This window comes from Robertmurraya kyonggiensis (assembly GCF_005116465.1).
Lineage (GTDB): Bacteria > Bacillota > Bacilli > Bacillales > Cytobacillaceae > Robertmurraya > Robertmurraya kyonggiensis.
The window spans coordinates 482,666-507,403 of sequence record NZ_SWBM01000001.1 but is presented as its reverse complement, the minus strand read 5'-3'; the positions used below and the strand labels follow the sequence as shown (position 1 = coordinate 507,403).

The following is a 24,738-nucleotide window of genomic DNA, read 5'->3' as shown; positions in this document are numbered from 1 at the left end:
TATTCTTTTTTCAAGAGAAAAGGACTCTCCCGCTAGGTCATAACACCTTTGCAAGGAAAGTCCTCTTATCAATTCATTTATTTCTGCACGTTTTCTTCGAAATACTTTCTTAGTATTTCCTCTACATTTTCAAGATGAGAAAGCATGGCTTTTCTTGCCTGCTCCTCGTCCCCAGCTTCTATCGCCTTATAGATTTCAACATGCTGTTCATATAATTTCTCACTGGTTGTTTGTTTTGAAAACAACCATAAGCGTCTTGTCTCTCTCTGTGTTTCAAACATGAGTTCAGAAACATGTTCCATGAGACTCGATAAGAGCGGATTTTGGGCTGCAGCAGATAAAGCCAAATGGAATTTAAAATCTGCCTTTTCCCCTAATTCACCATCACCTTGAACCGTCTTCATTTCCTCTAGTACAAGCTTCATCACTTCTAAATCTTCTTCAGTTCGGTTTCTTGCTGCTGCTGCTGATGTACCTGTTTCAATGATTTTTCTAACTTCTAGAAGATTCTCTATATCTTTTTTATTCATCAGAATTGCAGTGGATAATGGAAATGTGATTTGTTTTGCTTCGAACCCTTTGATAAAAGTTCCTTCCCCTTGTTTCATTTCCACCAGACCAATTGCCTTCAAGGCAGACAATGCTTCCCGTATTGCGGAGCGTCCCACTTGAAAGTTCTCCGCTAACTGTTGCACCGAATCTAGTCTATCACCTGGCTTAAGTTGCCCGGTACGAATCATCTCGTGAAGCGCTTCTGCTACTTCTTCATAAATCTTTTTTGGTTTTATTTGTTTATATTGCAAGTAATTTCACCCCATTTAATCCCTATGCCCATAGCAATATTATACATTAAAACCTTCATATCGCTTTGTCTATTATTTTGTTTTATTTAATTTATTTTCATATTAACAAAGACTATACCTTTTATTACTATAAAACTATTTTTCGAGACTTAGTCTGATAACAATCTGGAGTCTTCTAATTTTAGAAAAAAAATAATTTTTTCACAAAAGTGTTGAAATATCTTAATTAACAAAATATAATTTGAAACATCAAGTCATCAGATGACCATATCATCTTATGCTACGAAACAATGAAAACGATTTCTTTAGGGGTTTTGTTCAAAGGGGAGAATGGCTTAAGTGTTTTCAAAAAACATTTAGACCTACTAAATATTTTTCAAATGGGGGAAAAAACATGACATTCACTCAAAACTTTACCGCTGTGGGAGACAACCTAGCTCTCACTGCAATTGTCGCTCTAATTCCAATATTGTATTTTTTCTGGGCTTTAGCTATTAAAAAAATGAAAGGCTACATAGCGGGCTTAACTACTTTACTTGTTGCCCTTGTGCTTGCGGTTGTCGCTTTTAAGGTTCCAATTGGTACCGCATTCATGTCTGGTACTCAAGGGGCTGTATACGGATTATTACCTATTGGTTGGATCATTATTGCATCCGTATTTCTTTACAATCTAACTGTTAAAACGGGACAGTTTAATATTATTCGTCATTCCGTTTTAACGATTACAGAAGATAGACGTATTCAAGCATTGCTTGTTGCCTTCTCTTTCGGAGCTTTTCTAGAAGGAGCTGCAGGGTTCGGAGCACCGGTTGCCATTTCTGCTGCTTTATTAGTAGGACTTGGATTTAACCCATTGTATGCTGCTGGACTTTGTTTGATTGCAAATACAGCACCAGTTGCCTTCGGTGCTATCGGTGTTCCAATCACAGCTATGGAAGGTCCAACTGGAATTTCTGCATTAGAAATTTCTAAAATGGTTGGTCGTCAACTACCATTCCTATCAGTGTTCATTCCGTTTTTCCTAATTGTCATTATGGCTGGATTTAAAAAGGCATTTGAAGTAATGCCAGCTATTTTAGTATCAGGTGTTTCTTTTGCCGTAACACAATTTTTAACTTCTAACTACTTAGGACCTGAATTACCAGATATACTATCTGCATTAGTTTCTCTATTTGCTTTAGCTATTTTCATGAAGTTCTGGAAACCGAAAAACATTTATCGATTCCCTGCAGAACAGGAAATCGCAGCAACTGCAGCTGTAAAACTTACTACTAAACAAGAAACTTTTACAGGCGGCCAAATTTTCAAGGCTTGGTCTCCATTCATTATCTTAACTGGATTCATTTCACTTTGGGGTACACCGGTAATTAAGCAAGCTTTAACTGGTCACTATGAAGGTGCCAATGCGATTTTAAAAGTAGTAAATTCTATTGGACATGCCTTAACATTTATGCCGGAAGTGCCTTTCTTGCACAACCAAGTACTTGATGGTTCTACTGGTGCACCAATTGCTGCTGTTTACAAGCTAGAATTACTAGGCGCAGCAGGTACTGCAATTCTTTTAGCGGCGATAGTGACTAAATTCATTTTCAAAGTGTCCTGGAAAACATGGGCTGTTACTTTTATTGATACGATTAAGGAAATTAAATTCCCACTTATCACAATTTGTGCGGTAGTTGCCTATGCATATGTTGCAAACGTTGCTGGAATGACGACAACACTAGGTATGGTATTAGCGAAAACGGGCTCACTTTTCCCATTCTTCTCTCCTGTACTTGGATGGCTTGGAGTATTCGTCACCGGTTCCGATACATCCGCAAACGTATTATTTGCAAAACTACAGCAAGTAACGGCAACATCTGTTGGTATGGAACCAGTGTTAGCCCTTGCCGCTAACTCTTCTGGTGGGGTAACAGGAAAAATGATTTCTCCTCAATCCATTGCAGTTGCCTGTGCAGCGGTAGGATTAGCCGGTAGAGAATCAGAGTTATTACGTTTCACCCTTAAGTATAGTGTTTTCTTACTATTAATTCTTTGTGTAATCACATTACTACAAGGTACTGTTTTAAGTTGGATGATTCCTTAAGGATTAAAATGAATTGGGTTCACTCAAAAGGTATTTCTTTTGGTGGGCCCTTTTTTATATGCGTTTTTTAGTCAGTTTGGGCTTTTCGATTGACAAATTGATTTGGTTTTTACGTCAACTTGGCAACGACATATCATTTGGCTGACAAATTTACTCTGCTCCAGCTACTTTTTGTCAATGAAACCACTTTTCCCTGACAGAATTACCTCGCTTCAGCTACACTTTGTCACTAAAATCTCTTTTCCCCTCACTGTTACAACATCCCCACCATTTCTGTCCAAATTCCTTCCAATACGTTATAATAGTAAGGTTATTTAACCATCATTTTTGATGAAGGAGTTTTTTGAGAACATGAAGACCATTTGTACCACTTTAAACGCTAAGTACATTCACACGAATATAGCGATCCGCTACCTCAAGGCATATGCCGAACCTGAGTTTGATGTAGAAATAGTTGAATTCACCATTAAGGATCCAACCATGAACATTGTCACGGACCTTATCCAGAGAAAACCTACTATTATCGGGTTCAGTTGTTATATATGGAATATTGAAGAAACGATCAAAGTTGTGAAGATGATTAAAAAAATTGATGCCTCCATTCAAATCGTGATTGGTGGCCCTGAAGTGACCTATGATGTATACGAATGGATGGAACGCGTTCCTGAGTTCGATTTTATTGTTATGGGCGAAGGTGAAGAGACCTTTAAACAACTCCTCACACAACTTCAAGGGGAAAACGATTTTACGCAAGTGAAAGGGATTGCCTATCGTGAAGATGGAAAAATCAAATTCACGCCACAAGGAAATAAGATTGATCTAAGAGAGCTCCCTTCTCCGTTTCGCTTTGAAGAGGATATCCCTCATCTATCAAAACGAGTTATCTATGTTGAAACAAGCCGTGGCTGTCCTTTTAATTGTCAATTCTGCCTTTCTTCTATTGAAGTTGGAGTACGTTATTTTGACAGAGAAAAAATCAAAGACGATATCCGCTATTTAATGAAGAATGGCGCAAAAACAATTAAATTTGTCGACAGGACCTTCAATATTAGTCGTAGCTATGCGCTGGAAATGTTCCGCTTTTTGATTGATGAACATGTACCAGGTACTGTTTTTCAATTTGAGATTACTGCGGATATTATGAGGCCCGAAGTAATCGAGTTCTTGAACACCGAAGCGCCTGCGGGACTATTCCGTTTTGAAATTGGCGTACAATCAACCAATGACGACACCAATGAATTAGTGAAAAGAAGGCAGAATTTCGAAAAGCTAACGCGTACCGTTACAATGGTTAAGGAAGGTGGAAAAATTGATCAGCATTTAGACTTAATTGCCGGTCTACCTGAAGAAGATTACTTCTCTTTCCGTAAAACCTTTAATGATGTATTTGCCTTAAGACCTGAAGAGCTTCAGCTTGGATTTCTAAAAATGTTACGTGGAACTGGACTTAGAATTCGTGCAGACGAACACCAATATATCTATATGGACCATTCTCCTTATGAAATTCTTGGCAACAACGTATTGAGCTTCCAGGATATCATTAAGATTAAACAGGTCGAGGATGTACTAGAAAAGTATTGGAATGATCATCGTATGGATCATACAATCGAATATTTAGTAACCGAGGTCTTCCCTTCTCCGTTTGATTTCTTCCAGGAGTTCGGTGCGTTCTGGGAAAATCGTGGTTGGAGTAGAATTGGTCATCAATTAGAGGATCTATTTAAAAGACTTTATCAATTCCTACATTCGAAGGACATAAATGACCTTGAAGTCATTGACGGGTTAATGAAGCTGGATTATTTATCAAAAGCCAAATACAAGCCGAGAAAACCTTGGTGGGAACAATCTCTTGAGAAAAAAGAAAGATCTGTGATCTATCAAAGTATTTTACAAACACCAACCATCCTTGGCGAAGATTATGTGGAATTAAAATTAAATGAACGCGAACTATACAAGCATACTCTCGTGGAAGATATACATTTTGATCTGCAAGTATACTTGGAGACAGGTAAAGTCATACCACAAAAGGCAACCATGATCGTCTATTTTGATCCAATTAACGAAAAAGCAAACTTTTTCAGTACGAAAAACGCATAAAGAAACACGGTCCTAGGACCGTGTTTTCGTTTATTGTTTTCTTTTATTTTTGCCACCAACATCCTTCTTTTGTCGACTAGCAAATGGGATTTCAATATTTTTCGTATGATTAATTTCTAAAAACTCGGTTCCAAATTCAACTCTACTAGCGTTATCTTTCTGATCTTTTTTTGGCATTATGATTTACCCTTTCTGCCTTTTTTAGAATTGCGATTGAATCCTTTCATATCATTCTCACCGTTTGCAAATTCGCTTGAGAATTCTGTTTCCTCAATATTACGCTTTGGTGTTTTCGAGTGCTTTTCAACAGCATCAAACTGTGCTTTTCTTTTCGCCATTGTAAATTCCTCCTGTTAGGATGTTACGAGCTTATTATTTCCGTAAACGAAAAAAAAATCCAAGGAACCCCTTGGACTTTTTTTCTTATCCTATAATCACACGCTCTACTGGATAATGATAATTCGCCTTCTCTTCTTTTCCACCAATCATGAATAAGAAGGAGGTCATTCCAATACGACCGATGAACATTAGAATCATGATGACACATTTTCCAACTGAAGAGAGGTCAGCTGTAATCCCCATCGACAATCCTGTAGTTCCAAATGCAGAACAAACTTCAAACATGAGTGTAAGTAAAGAATGATCCTCTGTTATGGATAATACAACGAGAGAAATGGCACAAAGAGCAAATGCCAGCATCGTAACAGCTAATGACTTGCGAAGGTCATCTTCATGAAGTTCTCGTCGAAAAATCTTAATATGCCGATTCCCTTTTGCAAAATGATACAGATACAAGATGTTTAATGCAAAGGTTGTCGTACGAATCCCCCCACCAACAGAGCTTGGTGATGCCCCAATAAACATTAAACCGCTCATAATAATAAGGGTCGCTTGGGTAAAGGAACTCACATCCATCGTGTACAGTCCTCCGCTTCTAGTAGAGGCAGACTGAAAGAACGCGTAGAAAAACGATTCATGCCAATTGGCATTTTTTAATGCATGTCCAGATTCTAATAAGAGGATTATCACAGTACCAAAAACCAATAGTGCTAGAAACGTAACAGATGTCAGTTTCGTAAAAAGTGAAAATCGAAAAGCACGTTGATGTTCCCTCTTCATTAAAAACTGTTTGACCTCGATAAGAACCGGAAATCCAATGGCTCCAAGGGTAATTAAAATAATATTGATCAATTGAACAAAGTAATCTTTTGCATATGGTTGTAAGGAATTGCCCGTAATATCGAATCCACCATTTGTGGTTGCACTGACCGAAGCAAATAATGCATGGAAAAAAGCTTCTTTCCAATCTGGATAATAGTTAAGGAAATAAACTCCTAAAATAATTGTCCCCATTAACTCAATCAAAAGAATAATTTTCAGAATATCTTTAATCAAAAGAACAAGTCCAGAAAGATTCGTTTGGTTTTGGTCAATCATGATTAATTGACGTTCTTTCAGGCCGATTTTTCTACCTAACAAAAGCCAGAAAAATGTCCCTAATGTCATGACACCAATGCCGCCAAATTGCAAAATAAGAATTAACATAAAAATTCCAAACACACTATATGTATCAGAGATGTTCATAGTCGTTAAACCAGTTACACTCACTGCACTGATCGCAGTAAAAACCGAATCAATAAACGATACTTCTACTCCCGGTTTATGTACAGCCGGAATTCTAAGCAGCAGAACCGAAATCGTCGTTGCAATCGCATAATAGCCAACGATCACTTGAGCTGGCGTTAATTTTTTCAGAAATACTTTAAATTTTTTCCACATTGGCTTCTCCACACTTCTTTTTTCCTATTTTCCTATCATAAAGAATTCCCGCCAATTTTACAATCGATAATCCTAGGACATAACCGTTATAATGGAATTATTAGGAGGAAATGTTCATGCTAATTCAAGAACTTGCTGAAAAAATAATTACTGAAGTACGGAAATTATTAGATGAAGATATTATCGTTGTTGATACAAAAGGACAAATTATCGCAAGTACAGATCCTATAAGAGTGAACACTTTTCATGAAGGTGCCTTAATAGCTTCTCAAAAAAAGGAAAAACTTATTATCTCGGAAGCAGATCAACAGATATTAAAAGGCGTTAAGGCTGGAATTAATCTCCCTATCTTTTTTCAACGAGATGTTGTTGGGGTGATTGGAATTACAGGCAACCCAGATGCCGTCTCTCCTTTTGGAGAAATTATACGAAAAATGACTGAGCTCCTCATTAGCGAAAGCTACGTGACCGAGCAATTCGACTGGCAATCCCGCTCAATGGAGGCGTTTCTTCTTGACTGGATTCAATTAAAGGAATGGAATGAAGCTTTCTTAGAAAGAGCTAAGCTTTTACACATAGATTTAAATGTGCACCGCCAGGTTATGATTGCTGAAGTAGCAAAAGGCTCCTCCATTCTCCATCGTGATTTATGGCTATCTATTCTTTCATGGCAAGAACGCACAGATACAGATGTCATTACGAGATGGGGAAATAATCGAATCATTTATCTACTTACTTCGGACCAAAATTATCATGATAAAGCAAAGCGATTTCATCAGTTTTTATTAGATCGCTTGAAAATGGAAGTCAGTATGGGGGTTGGATTGAGTGTTCCTCCAAAAGACATCAATCAATCCTTCCATCAAGCAGAACGGGCGCTCCATGCGAAGAATTCAACCTGCGATCTTATATTTGATGAAGATTTAGCTTTAGAAATGATTTTAGACGATATCTCTCAGCAAACAAAAGATGATTTTATCAAAAGAACAATCGCTCCACTCTTAGAAGATGAGGAACTGATTGTGACACTAAAGAAATTAATCGAAAATCATTTTTCTTTGAAAAGAACATCTGAATCATTGCATGTTCACATAAACACCCTACATTATCGACTGAAAAAAATTACTGAAATGACCCATTTGAATCCTAGAAATATCGATGATTTATTCATCCTTTACTTATCTCTACAGTTTTTAGATAAACATCTAAAAATATAATATTTCATCATCAATATTTTGTATTATCATACATAGCGGGTTCCCCCGCTTTTTTTTATACTTAATATAATAAACTGTTTAAGTGTAAGCGCTTTAGACGAAAGATATTTAATTGGGGGAATGGCACTTATGATTACTGAAGAGATAAAGAAAAGGATGATCGCCATCATCGGTCCGGAAAATTATGATGATAGTAAAGTAGGTAGACTTTGTTATTCATATGACGCAACACCAGATTTACAGGCACTACCTGACGCAGTTGTGAGTCCACGTAATACAGAAGAAGTCTCTGAATTAGTGAAGATTTGTAACGAACATAAAATCCCAATCGTTCCAAGAGGTACCGGAACGAATCTATGCGGTGGAACTTGTCCGACAGAAGGCGGCATCGTCTTTTTATTTAAGCATATGAATCAAATTCTTGAATTGGATTTAGACAACTTAACGATGACGGTACAACCAGGTGTTATCACTCTTGATGTTATCAAGAAAGCAGAAGCAAATGGACTTTTCTATCCACCGGATCCAGGCTCCATGAAATCATCTACTATCGGTGGAAATATTAGCGAGAACTCCGGCGGTTTACGCGGATTAAAATACGGAGTTACAAGAGATTACGTCATGGGCTTAGAAATCGTTATGGCCAATGGCGATATTATCCGAACTGGTGGCAAACTTGCGAAAGACGTAGCCGGATACGATTTAACAAGATTGTATGTAGGAGCAGAAGGAACACTTGGAATTATTACAGAAGCGATACTAAAGCTCGTTCCAATTCCAGAAACAAAGAAAACGATTTTAGCACTTTACGAAGACCTTGAGGCTGCTGCAAGAACCGTTTCGAAAATTATCGCCAATAAAATCATTCCTGCAACCCTAGAGTTTTTAGACCAGCCAACGATTGCGGCAGTAGAAGATTATGTCAAAATCGGCTTACCTACTGAAGCAAAGGCAGTCCTTTTAATCGAACAAGACGGCTCACCAGAACAAGTGGAAAAAGATATGGCTAAAATCGCTGATATTTGTAAGTCAGAACAGGCTGTATCTGTACAAATGGCTAAGACAGTTGAGGAAGCAGAAGCTCTGACAACAGCAAGAAGAACTGCTTTATCTGCGATTGCACGAATTAAACCAACTACTATATTGGAAGATGCAACAGTACCGCGTTCTGAAATTGCTCGAATGGTTAAAGCGATTAATGAAATCGCTGAAAAATACAACTTACCAATTTGTACATTTGGTCATTCAGGTGACGGAAACCTTCATCCTACTGTACCAACAGATGCAAGAAACAAAGAAGAAATGGAACGTGTGGAGCAAGCCTTTGAAGAAATCTTTATTAAGGCGATTGAATTAGGTGGAACCATTACCGGGGAACATGGAGTTGGCGTCGTGAAAGCACCTTATCTTGAGTTAAAGCTAGGTGCAGCTGGTATTGAAGCGATGAAAGCAATTAAAAATGGACTTGATCCGAATAACATCATGAATCCTGGTAAGGTATTCGCGAAAGATAGTAGAAAACGTGTGGTGGTAGGACAATGACAACAGTACAGGAACAACAAACAATACAGAATGTTTTCCAAGATAGAATGGATCAAGATGAGCTCTTAAACTGTATGCGCTGTGGCTTTTGCTTACCTAGCTGCCCAACCTATATCACCTCTGGTTACAAGGAATCCCATTCGCCGAGAGGTCGTATTGCCCTTATGAAAGCGGTCGTTGACGGCTTAATTGAACCAGATGAAGATTTTGAACAATCATTAAATCAATGTCTTGGATGTCGAGCTTGTGAACCAGTTTGTCCATCAGGTGTTAACTATGGACATCTACTAGAAGAAGCTCGTGACATTATCAACCAAAATAAAAAACATTCTCTTCCCGTACGTACGGTGAGAAAAGCGGTTTTTGAAGGATTATTCCCTCATCAAAACCGGATGAGAACATTAACTGGATTATTAGGCTTTTACCAACGCTCCGGTCTGCAAAAGGTTGCAAGGTCAACTGGTGTCATGAAACTCTTCCCAGAAAGCTTAACAACAATGGAAAGAGTTCTGCCCAAGGTTCCAACAATGAAGGAAATGAAAAATCGCCCTGAATTTTTACCCGCGGTGGCTCCTAAAACAAACCGTGTTGCCTTTTTCACAGGATGTCTCATGGATACGATGTTTCTTGAAACCAATAATGCAACAATGAAGCTATTGCAATTAGCGGGTTGTGAAATCGTTATTCCGCAAGACCAAAACTGCTGTGGTGCACTTCATGGCCATAGCGGTGAAAAAGATGGTTCGAAGGCGTTAGCTAAGAAAAATATTAAGGCATTCGAGGATTTAAATGTCGATTACATTATTACGAATGCCGGTGGCTGCGGTGCTTTCCTTGTTGATTATGACCACTTATTAAAAGATGATCCTGAATGGAAAGACAGAGCGAAAGCCTTTAAGGATAAAATCAAAGATATCACACAAATCTTATATGAAGTGGATTTTCATAAAAAGGTGAAACTACAATTACCTTATCAAATCGTCACATATCAGGATTCCTGCCATTTACGAAATGTCATGAAAACGTCTGCTGCACCTCGAGCATTGCTTCAAGCCATTGGAGGAATTGACTATACAGAAATGAAAGATGCTGATCGTTGCTGTGGTTCAGCTGGTATTTACAACATTATCGAGTCCGAGATGTCAATGCAGATTCTCGATTACAAAATGGAACAGACAAAAGCGACTCATGCTTCTACAGTTGTAACTGCAAATCCTGGCTGCCTACTTCAAATGAAGCTCGGTATTGAACGAGAAGAACTCAGTGAAAAAATGCGAGCTGTTCACATTGTTGATCTATTAATGGAAGCAGTACAAGAATAATCTTTTAAAAAAACTATGCACCTTTCCTTCGGGAAAAGTTCATAGTTTTTTTATTCTCCGTTTCAAGTCTTTTCCACTCATGGAACCTACGATTTTTCAAATACTATTTTTACAGGGATATTTTATCTCTTATTATAAGGCTCTTTTCGCAAAAATTGTTGTTAGATAAAAATTGATTAAATGACAAACCATATTGCCTCTTAAAAACAATAAAAGTTAGCGAAAAGTGCCGTGCAAAAATAATTTGTAGCACTAAACCACGTAGGAGGTGTAAATGTCGGCTTTAGATTTTTTTCAAAGAAAAAAATTAGGACATTTACGAAAAAACGTCAATCAGTAAGAAAACAGCGTGTTTTTAAGACTATTCATTAGGAGTTGAGAGAAATGGCAAGAAGCAGTAACAAGCTATTAGTTCCTGGTATTGAACAATATATGGACCAGGTGAAATATGAAATCGCTCAAGAATTCGGTGTACAACTTGGTTCTGACACAGCATCAAGAGGAAACGGATCAGTAGGCGGAGAAATCACAAAGAGACTTGTGAAACAGGCTCAGGCAGGTCTTTCTGGTCAAAACCAACAATAATTCAAATTTAATATACCATGGAAAAAGTCCGGCATACTCTGCCGGACTTTTCTCATCTATGATGTTCATTGTTTTTGTAATTTTCGAATGGCTTGAAATAGTTATTGTTATTGAAGTGGTTATTTTGATTATTATTATAGTTATTGAAGTTGTTCTTTCTCTTCTCAATTTCATCGTTCAATTTGCGCTCGATTTCCTTAAGTTGATCATTCTTCTCCAATTCCTTTTGAAGCTTACTTGCTTTATCTTCAATAATCTTTTCGACTTCACCATGTTTTTCCTGAAGTTTATTCTTAACCTCATTCTTAAACTTTTCTTCATTCCATTCAGATTTTTCTATTTTCTTGTTTTGCGATTGATTCTCTTGTTTCTTTGCTTCATTAGTTGGAGTCTTATTAGTAACTCCATTTTGTTCTTTATTCACACTTGGATTTTGAGCCTTTGGAGTTACTTTCGGCGCCACATGTTTATCAGCTTGAGTCGGTTTTTCTGATTGATTGCTCTTCTGCTCAGAAATTAGCTTACCCGCTGTTAAGCCCTTTTCCTGAGCAAGTTCACGCTCTTTTTCAGTTGCTTCATAAGAAATCACTTTTGCCTTTTCATCCGAAATATTTTCTTCTATTTCTTTAAGCGCTTCCTCAAGTTTGCTTTCTATTTTTTCCTTTGATTCACCTGTATGAACAGTCCCGATGACGATTTCTTGTTCCGTTTTAAGATAACCTTTTCCCTTCAGGCTTGCCAAAATTTCTTCTGTCAATGCTTTAAGATCCTTTTTCTTCCAGTTGCCTAATTCTTCAATGAGTGTTCTTCCGCTTTCGTTATAAGGAATAAGCTCAATAACCTTTAAATCTTCATTGACTCCAAGCTCAATACTTGGATTTACGTCTATGCTCATATAAGCATAGACTTCATTTTGATTAAATGGAATAAAGGTAATAAGTGCTAGTATACTGGCAATAGCCACGGCCGCTAATGATTTTCCTTTTAATGAATGAAAAAAAGAAAAATTCGTAGCTTTCTGCTTCTCTGTAATGGGAATTGGTACCTCCTGGCCAATCTCATAATCGTACTTTTGTCGATTAATTTGGAGAAACTCACCATCAGGGGTTAATAATGTTAAAAAACGTTCATTCATATCCATAATAATGCCTTTTCTCACGTTTCCAACACCCCTTTAATATAATCTCTTAAATAAACATAGTCTCCCATCAAAATTAACGAGATGGCCATGATATACTTACGATTTCTTTCAATCGTTTTTCTACTTACCTTAACAGCTTCTTCTAGCTGCTTAATTGGCAGCTTTTTTTTCTCTACTAAGAACTGTTGAAGGGGTTCTTGCTCCACTAAAGCGAGGGCTACTTTCATCGCATTCAGTCTAGCATCTGCATGTTTCGGCGAATTTTTAACAAGTTCATCAAACGAAAGTTCATATTCTCGTAAGAGCTGAGAAAAATGAATGATTTCATTTTTTCGATGCTCAGCCTCTGTTTTCTTTTGGTATTCATCCATTGAAAGTTGCGATTCAATCGAAACCTGTGGACTTTCATCTTCCGTATCCTCGTGTATGTGAAGACTGACGTTTTTATGCTTTGATTGACTTCTAATGTAATCAATAACTCGACGCTTTATTAGCACGTCAGCAAAACTTAACAGAGAGCTTCCTTTAGTTGAATTATATTTTTGTATCGCTTCATTAAATGCAATCAAACCAATGCTAAATTCGTCATCGGCTTCAGTAATGTATCTCTTACAAACGGAAGAAACTGATTTTGCAATAAATGGTTTATAAGTTTCAATAAGTTCGTTTTGTAAAGTATGATCACCTTGCTGCACCAAGTGTACAGTTTCCTCTAGTGATTTTTTCTTTTTTCTTGCCATAAACAATAAACCAAGCAACAGTCTCACCCCTCTCGGATCACATATTATATATTACGCTATGTCTGTCCGTTTTTTAAGGGTAAGGATTTGGAAATGTGAAAATTTCTTGTTTATGAGAGGGATGGGTATTTTCTGGATTTTATAAAAATTGTTCCCAAAGGCTGTAAGGACAGCCTTTGAGTGTATAGACTTTTGATTCTTTTTTTCTTATCTTCCTTGATGGTTCCAATTATTTTCTTGGTGGAAGGAACCTTTGTTGTCAAAATTTTTCTTTTCAATTTTAACAGGGATATGTTTTTCTAGCTTGTTTTCAATCTTTTCCACTTTCTTGTCGATATTAACATCTTGCTTAACTTGCTTCTTAACTTCCTTAATTTCATTCTTTATTTGTTTGACATTTGATTTATGCTCATTTTTCATGTCTTTAATTTTTTGTTTTGTTTCTGTCTGTTTGTTTTTCAATGGTTGCACTTTTTGTGCTTCAACTACTACAGAAGCTTCTGCTTTTGCTTTAGCCTCTGCTATTGCTTTTGCTTCTGCCTTCGCTTTCATCTCAGCTTTTACTTTCTCTTTTGCTTCGACTTTTACATTGCTCTCAGCTTTTACTTCAACTGGAACAAAATCTTTTGAAGCTTCAAGCTCTTTTTTCTTTTCAGCGATTTTTTCCATCTTACGAGCAAGCTTCGCGTAGCTTTTTTCAATATTTCTTTGAAGAGCAACCTTTGCTGCTGGATTTTTCACTTTTTCAAGTGCTGCTTTTAACGCGATGATGTTTTGGGAGATTACCTTTTCTACATCATCAAGTTTTTCATCTTCAGTAATTTCCTCTGATTCAGTAGAATCTGTTTCTTTGTTTGTCTCATCATTAGTTGTTTCTTCTGTATCAGCAGGTTCTTGCGTATCCTGACTTTCTTCAGTTACAGGTTCAGCTGTTTCCCTTGATTCCTCGTCTGTTTTTTCTTCATCTACCATTTCGTCAGCATTCTCCAAATTTTTAAGAGCATCATAAATCGTTTGTAAAGCCTTGTCCTCTTGACCATCCTTAAATAGAGCTTCTGCCTCTTTTAATCTTTCCTGAGCATAAGTTGCAAGTAGCTCCGCTTCCTTTGCATCTTCAAATGTAAGGGCTAATCTAATTTTTTCAAAGGCTGTTTTTACAAAATAGAAAATGCTACCAGGTAATACTGCTGGCTCTTCAGTAGCCACTTCATTTTCTTCATTTGTAATGTTTTCAAGTTCCGTATCAACATTCGTGTTCGTTTCTGTAACCACTTCTAGACCCAAATCTTCAGAGCCTTCATTTGCAAATGCAGTTGTTGTAGAAAATACAATTAATCCTGCTGTAGCTAGTGCCATTACTTTTTTCTTTGTGTTATTCATCATATCTGCACCTCTTGTGTTTTTTAGCGGTAGCCGCCATTCACTAAGAAGGTACGAAATCGCACAAAAAAATGTGGGGGTGGAAAAAAATCGTTGATCATCTGTACAAAAATATTTGATTTCACGTACTTGATACATCAGGAAAATAGTTAGAGGATGATCGTCCTACATACGCTTCCCCCACTAGACCTGACCACTTGTAAAGAATGGGATCCGTCAATATAACCACAAATTCATCTAAGTCTTTCTTATCAATAAAAAAATTTTTCTAAGTATGTGACCAATCAGTAATCCAGGAATAAGTGCCATCATTGGAAAAAAAACTGGGCCTGGAATTACACCAAATATTTCAACCTTAGGTGAATACATTAATCCTACCGTAATAAAATAAGCCCCAAAAACAAAAGGTAAAAAAGTGAGGGTTTCAATTGGAGTTTCTGGAGAAGCACTTCGATAAGCATCCCACATGGCAAACATATATAAGCACGGGTAAAACATAAGCCATTGATAATCTACTATGCGTAAGGCCATTTCTGTTTCCCCTAGAAAGCTATACATAATAGCAGTGTTAAAATGACCCATAACGTTTATCAGAATTTCTAGAAATACAAATAAACTTCCTTTGAAGAGTTGGCCCATCAATAACTGGGCAAAGCCAGGCAAAGCAATACTCCAAAACACCGCTTCAAGCTTTCCAATTTTTTTCATATAATCACCTAGTCTGTATGTATACTACTAGGATTCGCGTTTTTATAAATATTATGTTGTAAAAGATTCTTTGAAGAAAAAAACAGCCTTAGCAAAAATAAGACTGTTTTTTCGCGATTATTTTTTTGTAATTGCAAAGCCTGAAAATCCATAAATTAATGTAATAATTGGACAAAGAAGGCAGAAAAATGTATATGGTAAGTAATCAAATGTTTCCACTCCAAGTACACCTGTTAAGAATATCCCACTAACCCCCCAAGGTACTAACGGATTTATGACAGTACCCGCATCCTCAAGTACCCTTGAAAGATTTTTCATTCGCAATCCTGCTTTTTCAAATGATGGCTTAAACGTATTCCCCGTCAAAAGGATGGATAAGTACTGCTCTCCCACTAAAAAATTGATGCCAATTGCTGTTGAAACGGTTGCTAGAAATAAGTAAGGTACCTTATACAAAAATTGTGAAATAGCATCTAATAAAGCAGGTATGATTCCGAGCGTAAACAATAATCCACCTAATCCTAACGCAAGGATAACTAATGACATGGAGAACATCATACTCTCCATTCCTCCACGATTAAGAAGACTGTCAATTACTGCTACCCCACTATTAATCTCGTAACCTGAAAATAACAGCTTCATCATCATTTGAAAACTAAATTCTTGCTGAACAAAAAAGGCCAGTATTAATGAAGAGAGAATACCAAACGATAAGGTTACAATCGCTGAGATTTTTTTGAAGGCTAAAATGAATAATAAAACAAATGGAATAAGTGAATACCAATGCACTAAATTTAGCGAATTCAACGTTCCCTTAAAACTAGAAAGCTGAGTGAAACTTGCAGATGCTTCTTTTGGCGACATTACAGCAAAAAGAATAAGTGCAACAATGAATGCAGGAATCGTCGTCCACATCATATTTTTGATATGCTCAAATAAATCGACCTTGACTACCATCGAGGCAAGATTTGTCGTATCTGACAATGGAGACATTTTATCTCCAAAAAATGCACCGGAAATAATAGCTCCCGCTGTAATCGGTAAAGAGAGTTCTAATGCACTACTCACACCGATAAAAGCAACCCCTATGGTCGCAGCAGTTGTTAAGGAACTGCCAATGCTTAATCCTACTATTGCCGTTACAACAAACACTATAGCATAGAAAAAATTCCCGTTCACAAATTCCAATGCAAGATAAATAAAAGTAGGAATTGTTCCACTCGCCATCCAGCTACTTATAAGCATCCCGATCAAGAAGAACAACATTATTGCGCCTAAACCCGATTTGGCTCCGTCTATCATCCCTTTTTCTAGTGCCTGAATGGAGACCTTTTTTAGCATTCCATATATTAGTAAAAGAAAAATCGCAAAGAAAATTGGAATATGTGGCACCGCTTCATACTTAATGATCGAAAAACTGACTCCACCCAGTATTATAACCGTAAGTAATAAAGCTTCCATGGTTGAAGGCTTGATTACAGCTTGTTGCTTGTTCATTATTCTGTCCTCACTAGTTGATTATTTTAATATTTTCGCACTTAAACGCTTTTGAGCGTTAAAGCAAAACATTACTATATCAATATATGATTATTTTGCGTAGCTGTCAACAAAAAATAAAAAACGACCAGAATAGGTCGCTTCAAACTGCCGACAAATAGCATTGTCGTTAGAATCCGTTGATTTCCGCTACGGGCACTTGCTTTCCGGGCGTGCGCCGAGCTGTAAGGCGCTAGCGCCAGTAAGTTGATAAATAGGCGAAAAATTCCTCCTAAATCAAAAAATTAACCTCGCTATAAATAGGCGGAAATTTTCCGGTTAAGCTATACATTTTTAGAAATTTGAATGTATTTTGGGTCATTTTAGCGGAAGATCTCCGCCTATTTCACCTAAGACCTATTAATTTTTCAAAATAAACGGAAATCCTTCGGTTAAGTGGGTATACCTGTCGAAAATCAAAAAGTCAACAATGAACAATAACAGGGCATTAAACAAAGAGCGTAGACAAACTCGAAGATTTTCCAGTTTGTCTACGCTCTGAAACGACTTAGAATAGGTCGTTTTAATTACGGGTCTATGAATAGTCATCCATCGGATTATATAATTTAACTTCAGGGTTTTTGTCTTGGAACCATCTTAATGCAAAGTCATTTTCAAATAAGAATGCTAACTTTCCATAGCGATCTTTTACTAGGATGCTTCGAGCAGCCGACAGGTTTTCATTGACCTGTTCATTTTCTACCCAGCGAGTAATCTTTGAACCAAGTCGTTCCATAATGACTTCCACATTGTACTCATTTTTCATACGATGTTCGAACACTTCAAATTGAAGCTGACCAACTGCACCTAGTAGATACTCCTCTGTTCTGACATTTCTGAAGAGCTGAATTGCCCCTTCTTGTACAAGTTGCTCTATTCCCTTATGGAAATGCTTTTGCTTCATGACGTTTTTCGCAGTAACGCGCACAAATAATTCAGGCGTGAACTGTGGCAATCTTTCAAATTGGAATTTATTTTTCCCAATTGTTAACGTATCACCTATTTGGTACGTACCTGAATCATATAGGCCGATGATGTCTCCACTAACCGCCTCGTCCACAGTGCTCCGGTCATCAGCCATGAACTGAGTTGATTGCGCAAGTTTGAGTTGTTTTCCAATTCTCGGAATGTTAACCGTCATGCCTCGTTCAAACTTTCCAGAACAGATTCGAAGAAACGCAATTCGGTCACGGTGAGCAGGGTTCATATTGGCTTGAATTTTAAAGATAAATCCAGAAAACTCTTCGTTTAAAGGATCAATTTTGCCTTCAGATGAGTTTCTCGCCTGTGGTGATGGAGCAAATTGTAAGTAGGTTTCTAAAAAGGTTTGTACACCAAAATTCGTCAATGCACTACCAAAAAAGACAGGAGTTAATTCTCCTTTTTCGATTCTTTCACGAGAGAACTCATTGCCTGCTTCATTCAAGAGCATAATTTCCTCAAGTGTTTGGTCATACAAGCCCGATGTTTTCAGCTGATGATCCCCTTCGATTTCGCCATCCTCATTTAATTCGATATAACGCTTATCTTCATCCACACGGAATTGTTCAATTCTCTTATAGAAACGGTCATAGATTCCTAAGAACTCTTTTCCCATCCCAATTGGCCAGTTCATTGGATACGATTCAATGCCCATAACTTCTTCAAGTTCAGCAAGAAGTTCTAATGGTGCTCTACCTTCGCGGTCAAGCTTATTGATGAAGGTAAAAATCGGAATTCCACGCATACGACAAACCTTGAAAAGCTTCAATGTTTGTTCCTCGATCCCTTTTGCTGAGTCGATAATCATTACAGCACTGTCTACAGCTGTAAGTGTACGGTAAGTATCTTCACTGAAATCTTGGTGCCCTGGTGTATCCAGGATGTTTACGCGACAATTTTGATATTCAAATTGCATCACACTCGATGTTACCGAGATACCACGTTGTTTCTCAATTTCCATCCAGTCACTTGTTGCAAATTTCCCCGTCTTTTTCCCTTTAACAGTCCCCGCATCACGTATAGCACCACCAAATAGCAAAAGCTGTTCAGTCAGCGTTGTTTTCCCGGCATCCGGGTGGGAGATAATTGCAAAGGTACGGCGAGATAAAACCTCATCCTTAAAGTTTTTTGCCATAAATGTTTGTATCCTTTCCATCAAATCAAATTCATATCATTATTTAAAAATCCATCTACACTAATTTAAAAAATACCTGCAACGATATATTATAGCAAATTTCCCACCTTTTATATAGTCCAAAGATCAATCGATTTTGCACGCACACAATAAAAGAAGGCTAGGTTTCCCCAGCCTCCCTTCATTATCTTTTACCATTTAAAGCAAGCTGCTCCAACAATAATCAAGAGAATGAATAGAACTACGATTAGAGCAAATCCGCCGCCGTAACCGCCTCCATAGCCACCACCGTAGCCATAGCCACCGTAACCAAATCCGTACATCATGTCTCCTCCTTTACCGACAAATCCTTAGTAAAAGCCGCCGTAACCCCAAGAAGCACCGATAATAATCAATAAAATAAACAGTACTACTAATAGGGCAAATCCGCCGCCATAGCCGTATTCTTCTGACATATTTTTAGACCTCCTTATCATAAGTCTATATATCCTATTCATCATGGATTAAATGTGGGAATAGACAAATGCACATTTTTAGGTGGTTGTCCGTGAGTCAAAAGTGGAGGGGAAGTATGTATTTGAACAAAACAAGAAGGAAAATCCATTCCTCATTAAATATTAGAAAAAAATCACAGACAATACTCAGCCTGTGATTTCCAATCGATTTATGTAAAGTCTGATACAGCCTTTGATAGGCTAGTATCAGAACTAAGAACTAGGTGGTTAATACCACCATCCTCCCCAATATGGTGGGTAAGGTGGATAAAACGGTGGGCGAATAAGAGATCCTGCAGCTAAACCACCGATAAATCCTAATGGGAAGCCGAATCCTCCGAATCCAAATCCAAAAGGACGCCCGAACGGCCTTCCAAATGGCCTTCTTCCAAGTCTTACATCATATTGTGGCGCATTATATATATAATTAGGTACTTGATGCATCTATTCTCCTCCTCATCTAAAAATGTGTTCCCAATCCTAGAATATGCATATCTCCCGAAAATTTTTGGGTTTATGTCCAGTTTTAGAAAAGAAAATTCAAATCGCAAATTGAGAAAGATAATTGAAATCCAGACGACTATACTGTGATAAAAGATAAGCAGATCTTGTAGCGAAAGGTTTTCGTAATGTATTTAGGGCTCTAATCATATCTTCCTTCGTCCTGATCCCCGTACCATGCCCGAAATACAGATTATCTCCCAAATAGACGGTATTCTCTCCAATCCATTGTGGCTCCTGATGATCAGGATTATGAAAATAAAGGACATCACCCGGAATAAATTCCGTCCCAGCTTTCGTTATAATGCGCAAATCCTCATCATAGCTCCAGTCCCAAACTAACAAATTTTGAAATAATCGATTAAATAGATTGCGGTTTATCGATCTCAATACAGCATAGTAATAAATAATCACAATGGCCGTGGAGCATTCAAAAGCATATTCATGGCCATTTGCATATATATCTTCAATTGCTTCTGAAGGAAGAACATTTGGATTAAGGCGGTAGCCATGAATCGTCTTTGTCCAAAAACGTGGATTGAATCTAGACTCTTCAAATATATTAAACTCAACTGGTACTCTCGCAAGTCGTCTTGCAGCATCTATAATATTTTTTCGCAACAATAATTCAAAATTCAACTGTTTCCGTGACGAATAATAATGAGGCAACTCACTTTTTTGTAGCTCCTCATATATCTTCTTCTCTATATCAGAAAGTGTTGATGCTGGTGGGTCTGAAAGCAAAGTACCCATCATTATAATCATCTTGGGCAGCACTCCTATACTTCTTTTGCTATAGTTTATGCGCCCCTATTTAAAAGGGTTTGTAGGCATCAATGGAAAAACCCACTGCTCCACCATGAAAAATAATTTCACGAACTTGTCCTTCTCTTCTGTTCTTATGCATACAATTAGAATGGAAAAAATACCGAGGGAGGTCATTATGTTTCAGTTTTTAGAAAAAGCAATTATAGGGATGGCTCTTCTCCGAATGTTATCAGGCAGTATTGAAATAATGGCAGCACTTCTTTTTCTAAAGGTTAATAACGTTGAGAAGGCCCTAATCATTAATAGTTCCCTTGCGTTAATCGGACCGATTGTATTAATCGTAACAACGACCATTGGATTAATTGGAATCGCGGAGAAAGTCTCCTTTGCAAAAATGCTGTGGATTTTTTGTGGGGTCGGACTTATTCTTTATGGAGTTAAAAGTTCATAATTAAGCAAAAGGTCAATTCGTTTATCGTTACGAATCGACCTTTTATTTTCTTGCTAGCCGCTCGTACACATCGCTCAACGTACGACAGCCTAATTGCTTCGTTTTCTCTATATACGCACACCACAATTTTGCAGCTAGCTTAGCATCTCCAAGCGCATGATGACGCTCTATAACTTCGATGTCATTGTGAATACATAAATCTTCTAATCTCGTTAATCCTAGGTCAGGATCTGCAATCCGATAAAGAAACGATGTATCTACGATTCGATGCTTAAAGGGGGTCCGAAAAAGCTTCCAGCTAGCATTCTGCAAAAAGTTCTTTTCATGGATGGCGTGATGAGCCACTAAAGTATCATTTTTAACAAAATCAAAAAAACGAAGCAGTATTTCAGATAATGGCTCAGCATTTTTTAAATCAGTCGAAGTAATGCCCGTTAGACTCGCAATTTCTTCAGGCAGTTCTTGTGTATATTGAACAAGTGAATAAAATACTTCATCTTCTACCATTTCGCCATTTCTTACTTTTACAGCTCCTATCGAAATAATTTCATCTCCATGTTCAGGATAAAATCCAGTTGTTTCAATATCGAAAACGACAGCACTCATTTTTTCTAAGGGCACATTCAAAGAGTTTTCCTGCTTTAACTCCTTCTGCATTTGACGCAAAAAGGCAATTTGCTGCGAGTTTTGTAAATTAGCACCTTCCGTTAAAGTAAATCTCCCTTGGATCCCTCTCATTAGTTGCCGAAAAGAATCTAAAGCCACTGCTCATCACCTCCATTCATGCAAAATAAGATCTGAGACATAATGATGAAGTCTTTTCCCATCCTTTAAAATCTGTTTTATTTCCTTTTTCTCCACCCTACTAAGCTTCTTAACTTTTAAAAAATGGGTATCATCATACGTCTTAGATTGATAAAGCGAGGTTCGATATTTCAACAGGTCTAGAAAATGTTTCTTACTTTCCCTCAAGCCTGCTCCATATCCATTTATACGTATTAATTGATCAATTCGGTCAAGTGTTGATGTTTCATAAATTCCCTCTTTGATCGCAAGTAAACGAACGGCATTCACATAAGGCAAAAAGGCTGTATACTTCAAGTTAATTGCCCCTTCGTTGGGACCGTGTTCTTCAACAATAAATTGTCCAAGTGGGCCAACTGCACTTTTAACATGCATGACATTTTCCTTGAACCGTTTTAAAAGGGAGGTATGCTCCTTTTGAAAAAGATAAATCACATCCTTTAGCTCGTGAACAAAGGATTTATTTCCTTGCAAATTACGCGCATCGTAAAAAATTTGCAGATTCCGAACCGTTTCCCATGATGCCTCTTCCATCCAGGCAAGCAGTTGCTGCTTCCAACTATCCAATGATTTGCACCATAACGGATTAGAACTCATTACGTTTCCTTGACAATACGGGTAACCGACTTCATTTAAACCGTATGCGAGTTCCTTCCCAAGTCTTATAAAATATTCGTCATATGCTTCATTCGAGACTTCATAAATCAACCCATGGTCTTGGTCACTAATGGGTCCTTGTTCAAATCTTCCACCACTACCTGTAATAAACCATGAAAACTCGCATGGTGGTTGTGTCTCAACTTGTTCAAGCGCCAATTCGAACACTTTTTTCATCGTTTGATCATGGAACTCATTTAGCTGAGCCGGATCTGAATAATGGAAAGATATATTTTCATCCTTCCATTCTTTTAAACTTGCATATGAGTTTTTTGCATGTATTGACACGATACCCACACCCTTTACATCCTAAGTGGGAAAAAGCCCATTGAAATAGAGGAAAGCCTCTTAAAAGAGGCCTTCTTTCTCGTTTATTTTACCATTTTCCTATAAAGAATTTAGCTTAAATTCACGGAAGGTGATTCAGTTTTTACACTTGTTGAAGCTTCAAATTGTTCTGGATATCCATAGCTTCCATGCTCACTCATATCAAGACCCATGATTTCTTCTTCTTCTGTAACACGAAGACCACCCATGACCTTATCCATGATTTTTAATAAAATGAATGCCACAACAAATGCATATGCACCAGAAGCAACAACACCTAATGCTTGAACGCCTAATTGGTGGAAGCCACCGCCGTAGAATAATCCAGCTTGGCCCCAATCGATATCCGTTGATAGCGCTGGTAGAGCAAACAATCCATTAGAAAGTGTACCCCAAACCCCAACAGTACCGTGAACAGATAATGCAGAAATCAGATCATCGATTTTCGCTTTATCAAACCATTTCATACTGAATACAACCATAATTCCACCTACAAGACCAATGACAACCGCCGCCCATGGAGCAACGAATCCGCAAGAAGCTGTAATTGCAACAAGACCAGCAAGGGCACCATTTAATGTAGTTGGAACATCAGCTTTACCCGTTACAACCCAAGAAGTAAACATCGCCGCAACCGCACCAGCAGCAGCTGCCAATTGTGTATTTAAGATAACGAATCCTAAAAATCCATCAGCTACTCCAAATGTACTAGCTCCGTTAAATCCGAACCAACCTACCCAAAGGATAAGGACACCTAATGCAGTATATACTTGGTTGTGTCCTGCAAGATTGTTTGAAGAACCGTCTTTATTATATTTCCCAATACGAGGTTTTAAGATCAACGTTGCAGCTAATGCTGCCATCGCACCTGTTAAGTGAACAACCGTTGAACCAGCAAAGTCTTGCTTTCCATGGTCTGCTAACCAACCGCCACCCCAAATCCAGTGTGCAACTACTGGGTAAACTAAAGCTGTGAAAAGAACTGCAAATATCACATATGCAGCTAATTTTGCTCGTTCAGCAAATCCACCAAATGCAATAGTCAATGAAACAACTGCAAACATTACCTGGAACGAAAAATCTACTGCAGGAGTTAACCCTTCTTCTACCGTAGAAGCATCTCCATAAAAGAAATTAGATAATCCGATAAATGCGTTCCCATCTCCGTAAGTAAAACCATAACCGACAGCCCAGAAAACCAGTGAACCAAGTCCCGCCGTAAAAACTGTTTTTCCAGCAATATGACCTGCGTTCTTCATTCTTGTGGAACCTGCTTCGAGTAGTATGAATCCACCAATCATAAAAAATACTAAAATTGCACCAATCGCTACCCACAGATTATCCATCAAAACGACAGCATCCATTAAACATTCTCCCCTTTCTATTATTCGTTATATTTCTTTACATCTTAATGTTAGGAAATATAACATCTTGTAATTAATACTAATTTTACTCTATAAATCCCATATGTCAATAACAATTTTAGAGTTTTTTGAATTTTATGTTATAAAACCTAACATGAAAAATTTAATATTGGTCATTGTTAATTTCCACTTCGTGCACTCGCCTTCAACAAGGAATTTCGAGTACGTCGCGGAATATCGCCCCATTAAGTTTCCTTTGTATTGCTACTCCCTCAACAGTTCATACTCTCCGCTCCAATCATCTATTGAAAATAACAAAC

Annotated in this window: 23 protein-coding genes and 1 pseudogene; 7 read left to right on the top strand and 17 right to left on the bottom strand. The window is 37.6% G+C overall.

All coding sequences use genetic code 11. From position 1 onward, the window contains the following. Window positions 1-77: 77 nt before the first annotated feature. Window positions 78-803 (bottom strand): FadR/GntR family transcriptional regulator, encoded by a 726-nt coding sequence (locus tag FA727_RS02520; RefSeq protein WP_136829154.1) that lies wholly within the window; start codon window positions 801-803, stop codon window positions 78-80. A gap of 394 nt (window positions 804-1,197) precedes the next feature. On the opposite strand from FA727_RS02520, the gene FA727_RS02515 reads away from it, so the two are divergent. Both FA727_RS02515 and FA727_RS02510 read left to right on the top strand, forming a co-directional pair. Continuing rightward, entirely contained in the window at window positions 1,198-2,889 is a 1,692-nt protein-coding gene (locus FA727_RS02515; RefSeq protein WP_136829153.1) for an L-lactate permease, read from the top strand. A gap of 351 nt (window positions 2,890-3,240) precedes the next feature. Beyond that, window positions 3,241-4,986 (top strand): B12-binding domain-containing radical SAM protein, encoded by a 1,746-nt coding sequence (locus FA727_RS02510; protein WP_136829152.1) that lies wholly within the window; start codon window positions 3,241-3,243, stop codon window positions 4,984-4,986. Window positions 4,987-5,016: 30 nt separating this feature from the next. On the opposite strand, the gene FA727_RS24320 is transcribed toward FA727_RS02510, so the two are convergent. The 3 genes from FA727_RS24320 to FA727_RS02505 form a co-directional block, all read right to left on the bottom strand. Next, window positions 5,017-5,163, bottom strand: a complete 147-nt coding sequence (locus FA727_RS24320) for a hypothetical protein (protein WP_170209231.1) — start codon at window positions 5,161-5,163, stop codon at window positions 5,017-5,019. Beyond that, window positions 5,163-5,324: a protein YkzP gene (gene ykzP / locus FA727_RS24315; protein WP_170209230.1), complete on the bottom strand. Its 162-nt coding sequence runs from the start codon at window positions 5,322-5,324 to the stop codon at window positions 5,163-5,165. Before ykzP ends, FA727_RS24320 begins: the two co-directional genes overlap by 1 nt. A gap of 85 nt (window positions 5,325-5,409) precedes the next feature. Further along, entirely contained in the window at window positions 5,410-6,765 is a 1,356-nt protein-coding gene (locus FA727_RS02505) for a TrkH family potassium uptake protein (protein ID WP_136829151.1), read from the bottom strand. A gap of 116 nt (window positions 6,766-6,881) precedes the next feature. On the opposite strand from FA727_RS02505, the gene FA727_RS02500 reads away from it, so the two are divergent. The 4 genes from FA727_RS02500 (at window position 6,882) to FA727_RS02485 (ending at window position 11,431) form a co-directional block, all read left to right on the top strand. After that, on the top strand, window positions 6,882-7,982 hold the full coding sequence (locus FA727_RS02500) for a CdaR family transcriptional regulator (protein WP_136829150.1): 1,101 nt from the start codon (window positions 6,882-6,884) through the stop codon (window positions 7,980-7,982). Window positions 7,983-8,111: 129 nt separating this feature from the next. Further along, window positions 8,112-9,524, top strand: a complete 1,413-nt coding sequence (gene glcD, locus FA727_RS02495) for a glycolate oxidase subunit GlcD (RefSeq protein ID WP_136829149.1) — start codon at window positions 8,112-8,114, stop codon at window positions 9,522-9,524. Beyond that, window positions 9,521-10,846, top strand: coding sequence for a (Fe-S)-binding protein (locus FA727_RS02490; RefSeq protein ID WP_136829148.1), 1,326 nt, complete (start codon window positions 9,521-9,523; stop codon window positions 10,844-10,846). Before glcD ends, FA727_RS02490 begins: the two co-directional genes overlap by 4 nt. A 384-nt stretch (window positions 10,847-11,230) precedes the next feature. Beyond that, window positions 11,231-11,431 carry an alpha/beta-type small acid-soluble spore protein gene (locus tag FA727_RS02485; protein ID WP_136829147.1) on the top strand — a complete coding sequence of 67 codons (201 nt, stop codon included), beginning with the start codon at window positions 11,231-11,233 and terminating at the stop codon, window positions 11,429-11,431. Window positions 11,432-11,483: 52 nt separating this feature from the next. Here FA727_RS02485 and FA727_RS02480 read toward each other — a convergent pair whose 3' ends face one another. The 10 genes and pseudogenes from FA727_RS02480 to tgl form a co-directional block, all read right to left on the bottom strand. After that, entirely contained in the window at window positions 11,484-12,590 is a 1,107-nt protein-coding gene (locus FA727_RS02480) for an anti-sigma factor domain-containing protein (protein ID WP_136829146.1), read from the bottom strand. Beyond that, a complete protein-coding gene (sigI, locus tag FA727_RS02475; RefSeq protein WP_246041669.1) occupies window positions 12,587-13,339 on the bottom strand; it encodes an RNA polymerase sigma factor SigI in 753 nt (250 codons plus the stop codon). Before sigI ends, FA727_RS02480 begins: the two co-directional genes overlap by 4 nt. Before the next feature lie 180 nt (window positions 13,340-13,519). Beyond that, window positions 13,520-14,695, bottom strand: a complete 1,176-nt coding sequence (locus FA727_RS02470; RefSeq protein ID WP_136829144.1) for a DUF5667 domain-containing protein — start codon at window positions 14,693-14,695, stop codon at window positions 13,520-13,522. 234 nt (window positions 14,696-14,929) lie between these two features. Further along, the gene (locus FA727_RS02465) at window positions 14,930-15,400 is read right to left on the bottom strand and encodes a hypothetical protein (protein WP_136829143.1); all 471 of its coding nucleotides are present in this window, start codon (window positions 15,398-15,400) and stop codon (window positions 14,930-14,932) included. Window positions 15,401-15,517: 117 nt separating this feature from the next. Continuing rightward, complete coding sequence (nhaC, locus tag FA727_RS02460) at window positions 15,518-16,897, bottom strand: Na+/H+ antiporter NhaC (RefSeq protein ID WP_136829142.1); 1,380 nt, start codon at window positions 16,895-16,897, stop codon at window positions 15,518-15,520. Window positions 16,898-17,471: 574 nt separating this feature from the next. Next, window positions 17,472-19,052 carry a peptide chain release factor 3 gene (locus tag FA727_RS02455; RefSeq protein ID WP_136829141.1) on the bottom strand — a complete coding sequence of 527 codons (1,581 nt, stop codon included), beginning with the start codon at window positions 19,050-19,052 and terminating at the stop codon, window positions 17,472-17,474. A gap of 191 nt (window positions 19,053-19,243) precedes the next feature. After that, window positions 19,244-19,327: pseudogene (locus tag FA727_RS24880) on the bottom strand (YjcZ family sporulation protein); the annotation flags it as partial. Window positions 19,328-19,402: 75 nt separating this feature from the next. Further along, window positions 19,403-19,507: a YjcZ family sporulation protein gene (locus tag FA727_RS02445; RefSeq protein ID WP_136829139.1), complete on the bottom strand. Its 105-nt coding sequence runs from the start codon at window positions 19,505-19,507 to the stop codon at window positions 19,403-19,405. Between the two features lie 267 nt (window positions 19,508-19,774). After that, window positions 19,775-19,990: an inner spore coat protein YmaG gene (gene ymaG, locus FA727_RS02440; protein ID WP_136829138.1), complete on the bottom strand. Its 216-nt coding sequence runs from the start codon at window positions 19,988-19,990 to the stop codon at window positions 19,775-19,777. 96 nt (window positions 19,991-20,086) lie between these two features. Beyond that, a complete protein-coding gene (tgl, locus tag FA727_RS02435) occupies window positions 20,087-20,812 on the bottom strand; it encodes a spore coat transglutaminase TGL (protein WP_194138500.1) in 726 nt (241 codons plus the stop codon). 178 nt (window positions 20,813-20,990) lie between these two features. Here tgl and FA727_RS02430 point away from each other — a divergent pair, with 178 nt between their 5' ends. Beyond that, complete coding sequence (locus FA727_RS02430; protein ID WP_136829137.1) at window positions 20,991-21,266, top strand: YqhV family protein; 276 nt, start codon at window positions 20,991-20,993, stop codon at window positions 21,264-21,266. Window positions 21,267-21,308: 42 nt separating this feature from the next. Here the strand turns inward: FA727_RS02430 and FA727_RS02425 are convergent, their stop codons facing one another. The 3 genes from FA727_RS02425 to FA727_RS02415 all read right to left on the bottom strand — a co-directional run bounded on the left by FA727_RS02425 (window position 21,309) and on the right by FA727_RS02415 (window position 24,418). Beyond that, window positions 21,309-22,031, bottom strand: a complete 723-nt coding sequence (locus tag FA727_RS02425; RefSeq protein ID WP_194138499.1) for an exonuclease domain-containing protein — start codon at window positions 22,029-22,031, stop codon at window positions 21,309-21,311. 6 nt (window positions 22,032-22,037) lie between these two features. Continuing rightward, window positions 22,038-23,015, bottom strand: a complete 978-nt coding sequence (locus FA727_RS02420) for a DUF294 nucleotidyltransferase-like domain-containing protein (RefSeq protein WP_136829136.1) — start codon at window positions 23,013-23,015, stop codon at window positions 22,038-22,040. 110 nt (window positions 23,016-23,125) lie between these two features. Continuing rightward, entirely contained in the window at window positions 23,126-24,418 is a 1,293-nt protein-coding gene (locus tag FA727_RS02415; RefSeq protein ID WP_136829135.1) for an ammonium transporter, read from the bottom strand. Window positions 24,419-24,738 lie beyond the last annotated feature (320 nt).